Annotated in this window: 11 protein-coding genes; 4 read left to right on the forward strand and 7 right to left on the reverse strand. The window is 73.4% G+C overall.

Annotated elements, in window-relative coordinates; all coding sequences use genetic code 11:
- Positions 1 to 9: 9 nt before the first annotated feature.
- A complete protein-coding gene (locus ABD998_RS15150) occupies positions 10 to 1,011 on the forward strand; it encodes a DNA topoisomerase IB (RefSeq protein ID WP_345440934.1) in 1,002 nt (333 codons plus the stop codon).
- Here ABD998_RS15150 and ABD998_RS15155 read toward each other — a convergent pair whose 3' ends face one another.
- A complete protein-coding gene (locus tag ABD998_RS15155; protein WP_345440937.1) occupies positions 1,012 to 1,293 on the reverse strand; it encodes a hypothetical protein in 282 nt (93 codons plus the stop codon).
- 87 nt (positions 1,294 to 1,380) lie between these two features.
- Here ABD998_RS15155 and ABD998_RS15160 point away from each other — a divergent pair, with 87 nt between their 5' ends.
- The 3 genes from ABD998_RS15160 (at position 1,381) to ABD998_RS15170 (ending at position 3,712) form a co-directional block, all read left to right on the forward strand.
- A complete protein-coding gene (locus ABD998_RS15160) occupies positions 1,381 to 1,971 on the forward strand; it encodes a TetR/AcrR family transcriptional regulator (protein WP_345440940.1) in 591 nt (196 codons plus the stop codon).
- 10 nt (positions 1,972 to 1,981) lie between these two features.
- Positions 1,982 to 2,500: a DUF1697 domain-containing protein gene (locus tag ABD998_RS15165; RefSeq protein ID WP_345440943.1), complete on the forward strand. Its 519-nt coding sequence runs from the start codon at positions 1,982 to 1,984 to the stop codon at positions 2,498 to 2,500.
- A 213-nt stretch (positions 2,501 to 2,713) separates the two neighbouring features.
- The gene (locus tag ABD998_RS15170) at positions 2,714 to 3,712 is read left to right on the forward strand and encodes a PHP domain-containing protein (protein WP_345440946.1); all 999 of its coding nucleotides are present in this window, start codon (positions 2,714 to 2,716) and stop codon (positions 3,710 to 3,712) included.
- Between the two features lie 28 nt (positions 3,713 to 3,740).
- Here ABD998_RS15170 and ABD998_RS15175 read toward each other — a convergent pair whose 3' ends face one another.
- The 6 genes from ABD998_RS15175 to ABD998_RS15200 form a co-directional block, all read right to left on the reverse strand.
- Positions 3,741 to 4,700 (reverse strand): GlxA family transcriptional regulator, encoded by a 960-nt coding sequence (locus ABD998_RS15175; protein ID WP_345440949.1) that lies wholly within the window; start codon positions 4,698 to 4,700, stop codon positions 3,741 to 3,743.
- Position 4,701: 1 nt separating this feature from the next.
- Positions 4,702 to 5,679, reverse strand: a complete 978-nt coding sequence (locus ABD998_RS15180; protein ID WP_345440951.1) for a zinc-binding metallopeptidase family protein — start codon at positions 5,677 to 5,679, stop codon at positions 4,702 to 4,704.
- Positions 5,676 to 6,581: a transglutaminase family protein gene (locus tag ABD998_RS15185; protein ID WP_345440953.1), complete on the reverse strand. Its 906-nt coding sequence runs from the start codon at positions 6,579 to 6,581 to the stop codon at positions 5,676 to 5,678. The genes ABD998_RS15180 and ABD998_RS15185 overlap by 4 nt, the downstream gene beginning before the upstream one ends.
- Positions 6,578 to 9,070, reverse strand: a complete 2,493-nt coding sequence (locus tag ABD998_RS15190; RefSeq protein WP_345440955.1) for a circularly permuted type 2 ATP-grasp protein — start codon at positions 9,068 to 9,070, stop codon at positions 6,578 to 6,580. The genes ABD998_RS15185 and ABD998_RS15190 overlap by 4 nt, the downstream gene beginning before the upstream one ends.
- Entirely contained in the window at positions 9,067 to 12,345 is a 3,279-nt protein-coding gene (locus ABD998_RS15195) for a transglutaminase family protein (protein WP_345440958.1), read from the reverse strand. The genes ABD998_RS15190 and ABD998_RS15195 overlap by 4 nt, the downstream gene beginning before the upstream one ends.
- A 70-nt stretch (positions 12,346 to 12,415) precedes the next feature.
- Positions 12,416 to 14,431, reverse strand: a complete 2,016-nt coding sequence (locus ABD998_RS15200) for an APC family permease (protein WP_345440961.1) — start codon at positions 14,429 to 14,431, stop codon at positions 12,416 to 12,418.
- Positions 14,432 to 14,504: the final 73 nt, after the last annotated feature.

Genomic DNA, 14,504 nt, shown 5'->3' on the forward strand with positions numbered 1-14,504 from the left:
ACTGACGGGATGGTCCGCCTGCGCCGCACCTCGCCCGATCAGCCGGGGTGGACGCGTCGGCGGTCCGGACGCGGCTTCGCCTACCTCGACGCGGACGGCGCACGCCTGCCCGCCGCCGATGTCGCGCGCATCCGCTCGCTCGTCATCCCGCCGGCGTGGCGCGACGTCTGGATCAGCCCGCACGAGAACGGCCACCTGCAGGCCGTCGGCACCGACGACGCGGGGCGGAGGCAGTACCTCTACCATCCCGAGTGGCGTGCGCGGCGCGACGCGGCGAAGTTCGACCGCGTGCTCGACTTCGGCGAGGCGCTCGGGCGCTCCCGGCCGCGCCTGCTCGACGACCTCGGCCGCGACGGGATGCCCGTCGCGCGGGCCTGCGCGACGGCCGCGCGCCTCCTCGACCTCGGCTGCTTCCGCATCGGCGACGACGTGTACGCCGATCGCCACGGCAGCTTCGGCCTGACGACGCTCGAGCGCGGGCACGTGCGCCGCGCGGGAGACGCGCTCGTCTTCCGGTTCACGGGCAAGTCCGGTGTCGAGCACCGCATCGAGATCGCCGACGAGGCCGTCGGCGCGGCCCTCGAGACCATGCGGCGCCGGCGCGACGGGGCGACGGCGCTCCTCGCCTTCCGCGACGCCGGCGGATGGCGCCGCCTCACGCCCGCGCTCGTCAACGACTACGTGCGCGACGTCACGCGCCAGGAGGCGACCGCGAAGGACTTCCGCACGTGGCACGGCACCGTGCTCGCCGCCGGGAACCTCGCCGCCCGCGTCGAGGAGGAGATGTCGACCACTGCCAGACGGCGTGCGGTCACGGCGACGATGCGCGACGTCGCCGCCTTCCTCGGGAACACCCCGACGGTCGCCCGCGCCTCCTACGTCGACCCGCGGGTCGTGTCGGCCTTCGAGGAGGGGCGGACGATCGCCCGAGCGGTCGCCCGCAGGCACGCCGACGCCGACGCACGGCAGCTCGCTCTCGAGCGGGCCACGCTGCGCCTCATCCGCGGCTGATCAGGCGTCGGCCGCGGAGTCGACAGCGGCGTCCGCCGGCAGCGCCCGCGCACGGCGAGCGGCCAGCGACATCCACGCCCTCAGCAGCTGCGGCACGACGAGGTAGACCGCGAGCGGCACGACGACGAGCGTGAGCACGAACGAGCGCAGCACGGGCGGCCAGTTCTCGCTGAAGGGCGCTGTCGCGTAGAAGCCGAGCGTGACGAGGGGGAAGATCGCGAGCCACGTGAGGGCGGCGCGGACGTGGACGGACGGCGGGGCGACGGGGCGGTGAGTGGACACGGGGGCTGCCTTCCAACTAAGCGGTTGGGATAAGTGAAGCACAGCCCGTTCGCGGTTGCAACCAGACGGTTGGGATAGGGTCTCGGCATGGCCTACGCACCGGAGGAGACGCGACGGCGCCTGCTCGCCGCCGCCGTCGACGAGTTCAGCGCCGCGGGACTCGCCGGCGCGCGCGTCGACCGCATCGCCCGCGCGGCGGGCGTCAACAAGGAGCGCATCTACGCGTACTTCGGCGACAAGGAGGGACTCTTCGGCGCGGCGCTCGAATCGGAGCTGCTGGCGGTCATCCACGCCGTCCCGATCAGGGGGGAGGGCGTCGACGCCGTGCTGCGGTACGCCGAGGCCGTCTTCGACTACCACGCCGCGCATCCGCAGCTGTCGCGCCTGCTCGCGTGGGAGGGGCTCGAGCGCGATGCGCCCGTCGCGTTCGAGGCCCGGTCGGCGGCGCACGCGCGCAAGATCGCGCAGATCCGGTCCGTGCTGCCCGCGCTCGACGAACCGGCGGCGGCCGAGCTGCTCCTCACGATCGTCACGCTCGCCGACGGATGGCAGGTGTTCCGCTCCGTCGACCGGCTCTACGTCGGCGACGCGGCGGACCGGCCGGAGCGCGTCGCGGTGCGGCGCGACTTCGTCGTCGGGGCCGTGCGCGCCCTCGTCGAGCGCCTCGTCGCGACGTAGAGTCGGCGCCATGGCAGATCTCGTCGCGCTGCTGCGCGGAGTGAATGTCGGCGGCATCACGGTGCGCTCGGCCGACCTCAAGGCCCTCTTCGTCGAGCTCGGGTACGCGGATGCGCGCACCTACGTCGCGAGCGGCAATGTGCGCTTCACGGCGGAGGGCGACCGCGCCGCCGTCAAGGAGCGCATCGAGCGCGCCCTAGGCGAGCGCTTCGGCTACGAGGCGTGGATCGTGCTCGCATCGTGCGACGAGCTGCGCGCCGCGCTCGCGGCGTTCCCCTTCGACGCGGCGGATGCGGCCCGTCAGCCGTACATCGTGTTCTGCGCCGACGGCGACGTCCGCGACGACGTGCTCGCCCTCGCGGAGTCGACCGCCGACGATCCCGTCGCGGCGGGGCCGGGCGTCGTCTTCTGGCACCCTCCGAAGGGCGCGAGCGTGACGACGCCGTTCGCGAAGGAGCTCGCGCGCCCGCGCTGGAAGGCCGTGACGACGACCCGGAACATCCGGACGGTCGCGAAGATCGTCGCCTGACCGGCCCCGGAGACAGCCGAACGGGCCCGCTGTGCGTCGGACCCGTTCGAAAGGTATGGCGGACGGGCGGCGGTGCGAGCGCTGAACCCGTCGAATACCCTCACAGGCTCTCGCGGATGATGCGCGTCGGAAAGCGGCGAGAAAGACAGTGTCCGAAAGGATCTCGCCATCCCGCCACGGGCGACCGCTGCTGGGGAGGGGCAGACTGTCGGCATGGACCCGCTGGACGCCCTCACGGAGATCGCGTGGCTGCTGGAGCGCGGACGATCGTCGCGCTACCGATCGAAGGCGTTCCGCTCCGCGGCGGCCGTCGTCGCGGAGCTGTCGCCATCCGAGCTGCGCGACCCCGCCGGGCTGCGGCGACGCGCGGGCATCGGCGAGACGACGTTCCGCGTCATCCAGGAGGCTCTCGCGGGCGAGGTGCCGACGTATCTCGCCGACCTCCGCGCGACGGCCGCCGCGTCCGTCCGCTCGGAGCTCCGCGGCCTGCTGCGCGGCGACCTGCACGCGCACTCCGACTGGTCGGACGGGCTCGCGCCCATCGACCTCATGGCCGACGCCGCGCGTCGGCTCGGGCACGAGTACCTCGCCCTCACCGACCACTCGCCCCGCCTCACGGTGGCGAACGGGCTGTCGGCCGAGCGGCTGGCGCGTCAGCTCGATCTCGTCGGCGGGTTCTCCGACGACTCCTTCGCGCTGCTCGGCGGCATCGAGGTCGACATCCTCGACGACGGCGAGCTCGACCAGGACGACGCCCTGCTCGCGCGTGTCGACGTCGTCGTCGCGAGCGTGCACTCGAAGCTCCGCATGGACGCGCGCGACATGACGCGGCGCCTGCGTGCCGCCGTCCGCCATCCGCACGCCGACGTGCTGGGGCACTGCACGGGGCGCCTCGTGGAGGGCGCACGCGGCACGCGGCCCGCCTCGGCCTTCGATGCCGCCGCCGTGTTCGCGGAGTGCGCGGAGCGCGGCGTCGCGGTCGAGATCAACTCCCGCCCCGAGCGGCAGGATCCGCCGGACGAGCTCATCGCCCTCGCCCTCGATGCGGGCTGCCTCTTCGCGATCGACAGCGACGCCCACGCGCCCGGTCAGCTGTCGCTCCTCGACCACGGAGCGGCGAGGGCGGAGCGAGCCGGCGTGCCGGCCGAGCGCATCGTCACGACCTGGCCTCTCGGGCGGCTGCGCGAATGGCTCGACCGGCCCCGAGGATGAGAGTCCGCTCATTCTCCCTGGGTGCCGCTCATTCTCCCTGGGTGAACGTGCGGCGGTAGTCGCTCGGGGTCGTCCCGAGGATGCGCTGGAAGTGCAGACGCAGGTTGGCGCCTGTCCCGAGCCCGACATCCGCGGCGATCTGCTCGACGCCGCGCTCCGACCGCTCCAGCAGCTCGCGGGCGAGGTCGATGCGCGCGCGCATGATCCACTGCATGGGCGTGTATCCCGTGTCCTCGACGAAGCGACGGGAGAAGGTGCGCGGCGAGACCGCGGCGTGACGCGCGAGCGACTCCAGCGTGAGCGGCTCGCCGAGACGGTGCAGCGCCCACTCCCGCGTCGCCGCGAACCGCTCGCCGATGGGCTCCGGCACGCTGCGGGGCACGTACTGCGCCTGCCCTCCGCTGCGGTACGGCGCCGCGACGAGCCGGCGGGCGGCGTGGTTCGACGCCGCGACGCCGAGGTCCGACCGCAGGATGTGCAGGCACAGGTCGATCCCCGACGCGGCGCCCGCCGAGGTCAGCACGCTGCCCTCGTCGACGAAGAGCACGTTCTCGTCGACGTGCACGCGCGGATGGCGGCGCGCCAGCTGACGGGTGTAGTGCCAGTGGGTCGTCGCGCGGCGTCCGTCGAGCAGGCCCGTCGCCGCGAGGGCGAACGCGCCCGTCGAGATCGCCGCGATGCGCGCGCCGCGCGCATGGGCCGCCACGAGGGCGTCGACGACGGCGGAGGGAGGGTCCTCGCGGTCGGGCGCCCGGGAGCCGGGGATGAACACGAGGTCTGCCCACGCGAGCGCCTCCAGACCGTGTGCGACGTGGTACGACAGGCCGTCGCCGCCCGTCACGAGGCCCGGCTCGGCCCCGCACACGCGCACCTCGTAGGGCATGCTCGCGCGCGTCGTGAAGACCTGCGCGGGGATGCCGACGTCGAGGGGCTTGGCGCCCTCGAGCACGACGACGGCGACGCGCCGCAGCCCTGACGGGTCGGCCACGTCAGGACGGGCGCAGCGACGCGACGAAGTCGAGCTTGTCGACGACGGGCGCGGGGATGACGAAGGGGTACAGGTCGTCCTTGCCCATCGACCGGCTGATGAGGTTGAGCCCGAGCGACAGCGGCATCCACACGTCGGCGACGAGATCGCGGAACGCCGTCGGCTCGGGAGCGGAGACGAGCCCCGTCTCGCGCGCCGACTCGACCGTGTCGGTGATGTGGAGGTAGTGGGCCCAGGTCTCCGCGAAGTCCTCGAACGGGTGCATCGTCGCGTACGTCGTGATGAACGACTCGGGCCAGTCGGCGGGAGCGCCCTCGGCGTAGTGCCGGTCGATGGCGGCCTGGTAGTCGGCGGTCTCGTCTCCGAAGAGCTCGCGGGATCGGGCGACGAGCGCCTCGTCGCGGACGAGGAGCCACTGGAAGTAGTGCCCCGACTCATGGCGCAGGTGGCCGAGCATGGTGCGGTACGGCTCGCCCAGCTCGTCGCGCACGCGCTCGCGGTGCGACGCGTTCGCCTCCGCGAGGTCGATCGTGATGACGCCGTCGGCATGCCCGATCACGACGTCCTCCCCGACGCTCGAGAGCATGTCGAAGCACAGACCGCCCTCCGGGTCGTCGTCGCGCCCGACCACGGGGAACCCGAGCCGGTCGAGCTCGGCGACGAGCTGCCTCTTCGCGCGCTCCGCGACGGGGAACTGCTCGAGGCCCTCCGCGTCGTCGTCGGCGGGGCGGGTGCGCGTCAGATCGCACGCCGCGCACTGCGCGCCGGGCGCGGGCGCGAGCCACGTGCATCCCGAGAGATCGAGGTTCGCGCACACGTGCCAGACGAGACCCTCCGCGTCGATGTAGGAGCCCTCGTCGTCGAGCGGGACGATCTCCTGCTCGACGCGCGAGTATCCCAGCGCCGATCCGCAGCTCACGCAGACGGAGTTCTCGAAGTACAGGCGGTTGCCGCACACGCGGCACGAGTAGGTCTTCACGACGTGGTCTCCTTCGCGATGGGGGCGGGATCGACGGGGGCGACGTCGACCGACACGGCGAGCGTCGACCGACGCGCCTCCGTGAAGATGACGCCCTTGACGGGGGAGACGTCGCCGTAGTCGCGCCCCCACGCGACCGTGACGTACCGTTCCCCCGCCCACTGGTCGTTCGTGGGATCGACGGCGAGCCATTCGTCCGACCCCGGCAGCCAGACGGCGACCCACGCGTGCGACGCGTCGGCCCCCACGATGCGCTCCTTGCCGGGCGGCGGCTCGGTCGCGAGGTAGCCGCTCACGTAGCGTGCCGCGACGCCGTGGCCGCGCAGGCAGGCGAGCGTCAGGTGGGCGAAGTCCTGGCAGACGCCCGCTCGCTTGCGGAGCACCTCGGCGACGGTGCTCGTCACGGTCGTCGCCGTGCTGTCGTACTCGAAGTCGGCGTGGATGCGGTGCACGAGGTCGGTGACCGCCTCGCCGACGGGGCGACCGGGGACGAGCGACGCGGCGGCGTAGGCCGCGGCCTCCTCGGCATGCGCGGCCAGGGGCGACTCGAGGGCGAACTCGGTCGCCGACCAGGCCGACGCGGCGTCGGACCGCAGCGGCCGCGACGCCTCCCACGGATCCGCGAGGGCCGTCGCGTCGTACACGGGGTCGTCGATGCGCACGTCGCTCGTCGCGGCGATGACGAGCTCGCGGTGCGGCTCGACGACCTGGAAGTACGTCAGCTCGTTGCCGTATCCGTCGAGCTCCGTGCGGAGGGCGGCGGGCGACGGCGCGATGCGCACGTCGTGTGCGGCGACGAACTGCCACGGCAGCGGCCGGGGCACGAGATGCCCGACGCCGTAGCTGTCGTGCACGTCGTCGTCGTACGTGTACGTCGTCGTGTGGGTCACGAGGTACCTCATGCGGGCACCTCCGCGGCGGCGCCCATCGAGCGCGGCAGCGGCCCGGACTCGAAGTGGACCACGGCGATCGCCTCCCCGAGCTGGCGGAGGTCGGCGAGCGCCGCCCGCAGGAACTCCTCGAGCGCCGTGCCCGGGGCGAGCGGCGTGCGTCCTCCGATGCGGGAGGCGAGGTCCTCGAGCAGCCGCTCGGGGCGCGTCGACCCCGTCGACAGGGGCAGCGCGCCCAGGTGCTCGGCGAGCGCGCCGACGGCCGCGGCGAGCGAGCGCGGGTTGTCCGCGTCGATCAGCAGCAGCTCGAGGGCCTCGGCCGACCTCCCGGAGCCGCCGTACCGGCGCCGGTAGGTCACGGCGCTCTCCGCCGCCGTGAGCACGCCCTCGAGCGCCTCCTCCGAGCCGGCGCCCGCGAGCGCCGGCAGCGTCGCCTGGGTGAGGAGGCACACCTGGATGGCGCGCTCCAGCTGCCGCCCCGCCTCGAGCGCGTTCCAGCCGTCGTCGCGCATCATGCTCCGGGTCACGCCGTGCAGCGACAGCAGACCCGTGAGGGTGCGAGCGGCGGCATCCGAGATGGGATAGCTCTCGTCCGCCCGCAGCAGGTCGGCGGCGCGGTCGGTCGTTCCGAAGACGCGCCACGTGTCGTCGGACAGCTGGTCGCGCACGCCGGCGAGCGCGTCGCGCAGCCGCGCGAGGGCCTCCGCGGCCGATCCCTGCCGGTCGGCGTCGAGCAGCACGGAGCGATGGTCGGCCTCGCGGTCCTCCCCGCGCGTTCCCGCCAGGTGGGCGAGCGCCGAGCCGAGGGCGTCCGCGCCGTCGGAGCGCCGCCTGCCGCGGGCGAGCGCGTCGGCCGTCAGCACGATGCGGACGAGGTCCTCGGCGCGCTCGGAGTACCGGCCGGCCCAGAACAGATCGTCGAGCGCCCGCGGCGAGAACACGGGCGTCGCGCGCGCGAGGGCGGTGCGGACGACGCGGTCGATGCCCTGGTCGGGGTCGTCCGCCTGCGCCTTGAGCACCCAGACGTCCTTCGTGATCGGCACCCCGCCGGCAGGGCGGAGTGCTCGCGCGCGCGGGCCGGCATCCGCCACCATGGCGAGGCCGCCCGCGAAGGGGCGCTGCGCCGCGCCGTCGCGGACCGTGAACGCCCGCAGCGTCACGGGCGCCGTGCCGATCCGCTCGTCGTCCGGCGCGCCCTCGCGGAGGACGGGCGCCTGCGAGAGCGGGACGCGCCGCTGGGCCGCGTATCGGAGCGGCTCTCGCTCGATGCGTGCGCGCAGCTGGTCCGGGGGAGCCGACGCGAGATCGGGCCCGCCGTCGATGCGCCGCACGATGACCTCGTCCGGGCTGGCGCGGAGGAGGTCCAGCACGGTGCGCCGCTGCGCGTCGTCGCCGCACCACCAGGTCTCCGCGACGGGCAGGCGCAGCTCCTCGCCGAGGAGCGCCTCGCAGATCGCGGGCATGACGGAGAGGAGCGCAGGGTTCTCCAGGACGCCGGCGCCGAGGCCGTTCGCGATCCGCACGTTGCCGCGGCGCACGACCTCGACGAGACCCGTGACGCCGAGCTGCGACTCGCCGCGCAGCTCGAGCGGATCGCTCCAGTCGGCGTCGACGCGGCGCAGGATGACGTCGACCCTGTCGACGGGCGCCGTGCGCGGCCATCCCGACGGCGTCATCCAGACGTGTCCGTCGCGCACGACGAGGTCGCCGCCGCGGACGAGGGGGAAGCCGAGCGCATGCGCGAGGAACGCCTGGTCGAAGGCGGTCTCCGACCGGGTCCCGGGCGAGAGCACGACGACGCGCGGGCCGTCGGCACCCGCAGGCGCCGCCTGCACGAGCGCCGTGCGCAGCGCCGACAGGAACGGCTCGACGCGGTGGGCGCGCGTCTCGCGGTGGAGCCCCGGCAGGACGCGTGCCGTGACGCGGCGGTTCTCCATCGCGTAGCCGAGTCCGGACGGCGCCTGCACCCGGTCGGACAGGACGCGCCACTCGCCGTCGGCGCCGCGGCCGAGGTCGGTTCCCGTGAGCACGAGCGGCGCCGGGTCCGACGCCCCGACGAGGGGACGGAGGAACCCGGCGTGGCCGAAGACCGCCGCCGACGGCACGACGCGCGACGCGAGCAGCCGCTGCGGTCCGTAGAGGTCGGCGAGCAGGGCGCCGAGCAGCTCGGCGCGCTGTGCGAGCCCGACCTCGAGCCTGTCCCACTCCGCAGCGTCCAGGACGAGCGGGACGGGATCGAGCCGCCACGGCCGCGGCCTCGTGCCCTGCTGCGCATAGCTCGCGCCGTCGTCGGCGAGCAGCTCCGCTCCCTCGGCGGAGAGCCGCGCGAGCTCGTCCGGCGTCAGGTCGGAGACCACCGATGCGAGGTCGCGCCACGCCGGACGCAGCCGTCCGTCGGCCCCCACGACCTCGTCGAAGCGCGCCGCACCCGCCCCTCCCGTCGGGTGCAGGGGGAGCGTCGGCTGCGACAGCGATGCCGCGTAGTCACGGAGCAGGGTCACCCGATGGCGGCCCTCCGCAGGTCGAGCGTGCGCGGCAGATCCGGGCTCGCGGCGCGCGCGCCGCGCTCGCGCAGCTCGGCGATGCTGTGGCGGCCCGTGCTGTGCCCGAACGGCTCGAAGCGGCCGCCGCGCCGTGCCTCCGCCTCGTTCGCGTTGACGGGCGGATGCTCGTAGGCGCGCCCTCCCGGGTGCACGACGTGGTACGTCGCACCGCCGAGGCTCACGCCCGTCGACGCGTCGACGACCTCGAACACGAGCGGCGCCTGCACGCCGATGGACGGGTGCATCGACGACCACGTCTGCCACGCGACGTACCGGATGCCGGCGGTGTACACGCCGGGTCGGTCGGTCGCAGTGAGGGGCACCGGAATACTCTGACACGTCACGAGGGCGGTGCGGGGATCGAATCCCGACACGCGCACCTCGACGCGCTCGACCGAGGAGTCGACGTAGCGCGCCGTCCCCCGTCCGGTCGCCTCCTCTCCCAGCACGTTCCAGGGCTCGATCGCCTGCCGCAGCTCCAGGTCGACCGCTCCCGCGGGCGTCGGGACGGTGCGCGTGCCGATCCGCGGGAACCGGAACTCGACGAACGGCTCGAGCCAGGCGTCGTCGAACGCGATGCCGTGGGCGCGCAGATCCGCCGCGACCTGGCGGATGTCGCGCGTGACGCCCTCGGGGAGCAGGAAGTCCTCGTGCAGCCGCATGCCCCAGCGGACGAGCGGCTCGCGGTACGGGCGCTCCCAGAACATCGCGATGAGCGAGCGGACGAGGAGGGCCTGCACGAGCGCGAGCTGCGGGTGCGGCGGCATCTCGAAGCCGCGCATCTCGAGCAGGCCCAGGCGCCCGCGGCTCGTCGAGGGGTCGTACAGCTTGTCGATGCAGAACTCGGCTCGGTGCGTGTTGCCCGTGAGGTCGGTGAGCAGATGGCGGAACGACCGGTCGGCGAGCCACGGCACGGGCTCCTCCCCGAGCGACGCGGCCATGTCGAGCTGGCGCCCCAGCTCGACGAGCGCGATCTCCATCTCGTAAACGGCCTCGGGACGCCCCTCGTCGAAGCGCGGCGCCTGCGACGTGGGCCCGACGAAACGCCCGGAGAAGAGGTACGAGAGGGACGGATGGCGCTGCCAGTACGCGATCAGGCTCGCGAGCACATCGGGGCGGCGCAGGAGCGGGGAGTCGGCGGGTGTCGGACCGCCGAGCGTGATGTGGTTGCCGCCGCCCGTGCCGGTGTGGAGGCCGTCGAGGTCGAACTTCTCCGTCGACAGCCGCGCCTGCCGCGCGTGCTCGTAGAGGTCGAAGGCGAGATCGCGCTGCGCGGCCCAGCTGGCGGTCGGATGGACGTTGACCTCGATGACGCCGGGGTCGGGCGTGACGACGATCTGCGCGAGCCGCGCGTCGGGCGGCGGCATGTAGCCCTCCACGACGATGCGCGTGCCGACCGTGGCCGCCGCCTCCTCCAGGACGACGAGGAGCGTCGCGTACTCCTCGAGCGTCGCCGTCGGGGGGAGGAACACGTGCACCTGCCCGTCGCGGGCTTCGAAGGCGAGCGCCGTCCGCGCCGCCCCCTCCGGCTCGACGATGACCGGCCGGGGCGCTCCCGGCGCGACGGAGACGGGCTCGGGGCGCTCGTACGACGGCTCGCCCTGCGACGAGGGGTCGCGCCACGAGATGGAGTCGAGGGGAAGGCGCAGACCCGCGGCGCTCGTGCCGGGGGAGAGGAAGAGCCGCCCGCGGCGGAACCGCCATGCGGGGCTCGTCCAGCGTCCGAACTCCATCGCGATCGGCAGCACCCACGCGGTCGGATCGCCGGCCTCTCGGTCGAGAGCGGCGAGCCCGTCGGCGTCGAGGTCGCCGCCGACGGGGCGCGGCCCCTCGGGGCGGCTCACCTGCGCGTGGAGGGCGACGAGCGGATCCTCGAACGCCGCGTGCAGCGAGGTCGCGGGAAGGCGCATGAGGTCGGCGACGACGCGGGCGAGCTCGGCCGCCTCCTCGTCTGCTCGCGGGTTGCGCTCGGCCGCCCAGGGATCGGCGAAGAGGTCGGCGTCGCGCCAGAGCGGCACATCGTCCGTACGCCACTGCAGCGCGATGTTCCAGCGCGGCAGCGGCTCTCCGGGGTACCACTTGCCCTGCCCGCGGTGCACGACGCCGTTCTCGGCGTACGCCCTTCGCAGGCGCTCGGCGAGATCGTTCGCGCGCTCCCGCTTGTGCGGGCCGTCCGCCTCGGTGCTCCACTCCGCGCTCACCTGGTCGTCGAGCGCGACGAACGTCGGCTCGCCGCCCATCGTGAGCCGCACGTCACCCGCCTCGAGCCGCGCGTCGACCTCCTCGCCGAGGGCGTCGATGCGCCGCCACTGCTCGTCGGAGTACGGCTTCGTCGTGCGCGGATCCTCGTGCACGCGCCGCACCTCGTTGCGGAACGCGAACGTCACCTCGACGGGGTCGGTGGCGCCCTCGATGGGCGCGGCCGACGTGGGATGGGGAGCGGCGCTCAGCGGGATGTGCCCCTCGCCCGCGAACAGGGCGCTCGTCGGGTCGAGCCCGATCCATCCGGCGCCGGGGACGTACACCTCGGCCCACGCGTGCAGATCGGTGAAGTCGCTCGCCGGCCCGCTCGGACCGTCGAGCGACTCCTCGTCGGCCGCGAGCTGCACGAGGTAGCCCGAGACGAAGCGCGCCGCGAGGCCGTAGCCGCGCAGCAGGCTGACGAGCAGCCACGCGCTGTCGCGGCACGAGCCGATGCCGCGGTCGAGCGTGACGTCCGGCGCCTGCACGCCGGGCTCCATGCGGATGTCGTAGTCGACGGCACCGTAGACGGCGGCGTTGAGGTCGGAGAGGAACTGCACCGTCGGGACGCCGTCGGCGGGGAGTGCCGGGAGGCGGGTGCGCCAGGCCTCCGCCTCCTCCGCATCGTCGACCGGGCGCAGGTACGGCGCGAGGTCGGCGGCCAGCTCGGGCGCGTACGAGAACGGGAACCTCTCTGCGTGCTCCTCGATGAAGAAGTCGAGCGGGTTGATGACCTTCATGTCGGCGACGAGGCCCACCGTGATGGCGACGTGGTCGACGCGCTCGGGGAAGACGACGCGCGCCACCCAGCAGCCGAACGGATCCTGCTGCCAGTTGACGAAGTGGTTCGCGGGGCTGATGTCGAGCGAGTAGGCCTCGATCGGCGTGCGCGTGTGCGGGGCAGGGCGCAGCCGGACGAGATGCGGCGACACCGCCACGGGCTTCGCGAAGCGGTACTCGGTGGCATGCGTCAGCGCGACCTTGATCGACATGCGCCTATCGTGTCGCGAATCGGTTGCGGGGTGGTTACGGAATGCGCACGGATGACGACCGCGAGCCGGCTCAGCCGTCGGAACGGGCGCGCTCGACCGGCCGGCCGGCCCGCTCCTGCCCGGGGACGGGACGCGAGCGCCGCCCGTAGATGAGCTCGGACGAGTCGAGCAGCCACGGCACGAGCGCGATCTTCACGCCGTGCACGAGCATGAGCTGGCTCGCCATGCGCCGGGCGCGGCGGTTGTGGAGCAGCCCCTCCCACCAGTGCCCGACGATGTACTGCGGCAGGTAGACGGTCGCGACCGTGGGGCCGTGCTTCTCCCGGTACGCCTCGATGAACGCCTTCACCGGATGCGCGAACTCGCGGTAGGGCGACTCGACGATGACGAGCGGCACGGGGACGCGGTGCTCGCGCCACTCCCGCTGGACGCGCTCGGCCGTCTCGGGGTCGACGGCCACGTGCACGGCGAGGGTCTTCTCGTGGTGGGCCGCGAGCGCGTAGTCGACGGCCTTCAGGACGGGCTTCTGCACGCGGTTGACGAGGACGAGCGCGAGGTCGCCGCGCGATCCGAAGTGCGTGTCGTCGTCGGCCGCGATCTCGTGCTCCACATCGCGGTAGTAGCGGCTCACGCCCACCATGAGCGTCGCGAGCACGGGGATGAGGAGGAAGACGAGCCATGCCCCGTGCGTGAACTTCGTGATGGTCACGATGACGAGCACGAGCACCGTGAGCGCCGCGCCGGCGCCGTTGATGACGAGCCCCGTGCGCGCCGGCCGCCGCTCCGCCGACGCCGCGGGGAGCTCACGCAGCACGCGCCGCCAGTGCCTCACCATCCCGAGCTGGCCGAGCGAGAACGACACGAAGACGCCGATGATGTACAGCTGGATGAGGGTCGTGAGGTTGGCCCGGTACACGACGAGGATGGCGATGGCCGCGATCCCGAGGACGACCATCCCGTTCGAGAACACGAGGCGGTCTCCGCGCGTGTTGAGCGCCTTGGGCGCGTAGCCGTCGCGGGCCAGCGTCGCGCCGAGCAGCGGGAAGCCGTTGAACGCCGTGTTGGCGGCGAGGAGGAGGACGCACGCCGTCGCGGCCTGCACGACGTAGAAGAGGAGGGAGCCGCCCCCGAACGTCGCCGCCGCCACCTGCGCCATGAGGCTCGGCTGCGGGGTCGCGCAGTCGAACCCGATGAGCGCGCACGGGTCCTCGGCGTAGTGCACTCCCGACACGAGCGCGAGCAGCGTGAGCCCCGAGAAGAGCGCGATCGCGATGCCGCCCATCATCGTCAGCGTGAGCTGCGCGTTGCGGACCTTGGGCCGCCGAAACGCGGGGACGCCGTTCGAGACGGCCTCCACGCCGGTCAGGGCCGAGCATCCGCTCGAGAACGCGCGCAGCACGAGGAGGATGACGCCCGCCTGCGTGAGGTCCTCCGCCTGCACGGCGAACTCGGCGCTCGAGGCGACGGGAGGATCGCCGGCGACGGTGCGGAGCACGCCGACGACGATCATCAGGGCGACGGAGCCGATGAAGAGGTACGTCGGGATGGCGAACACGAGCGAGGCCTCGCGTACGCCGCGCAGGTTCACCACGATGATGAGGACGACGAACAGCACCGCGAGCTCGACCCGGAGCGGCGCGATCTCCGGCACCGCCGAGATGATGTTGTCGACGCCCGAGGCGACCGAGACCGCCACCGTGAGCACGTAGTCGACGAGCAGCGCGGCCGCGACGACCACCCCCGGGATCTCTCCCAGGTTGGTGCGCGCGACCTCGTAGTCGCCGCCGCCGGAGGGGTACGCCTTGATGAGCTGCCGGTAGCTGGTCACGACGACGACGAGCAGCGCGACGACCGCCACCGCCACCCACGGGCTGAACGCGAGGAACGCGAGCCCTCCCGTCATGAGGATCATGAGCAGCTCCTGCGGCGCGTACGCGACGGAGGAGAGCGCGTCGGAGGCGAAGATCGGCAGCGCCATCTTCTTCGGCAGCAGCTGGTCGTCCAGCTTGTCGGTCGGCAGCGTCTCGCCGATGATCCACCGCTTCGCGGTGAACCCGTCACCCGGGTCACGGGGCTCGTTCGTCACGACGGGCGAAACTACGCCTGCGCGCGCCTCCGTGCAAGCCGCGGGCGACGGCGTGTCGCCCGCGGTGGCGCGG

This window comes from Microbacterium gilvum (genome assembly GCF_039543865.1).
Classification (GTDB): domain Bacteria; phylum Actinomycetota; class Actinomycetes; order Actinomycetales; family Microbacteriaceae; genus Microbacterium; species Microbacterium gilvum.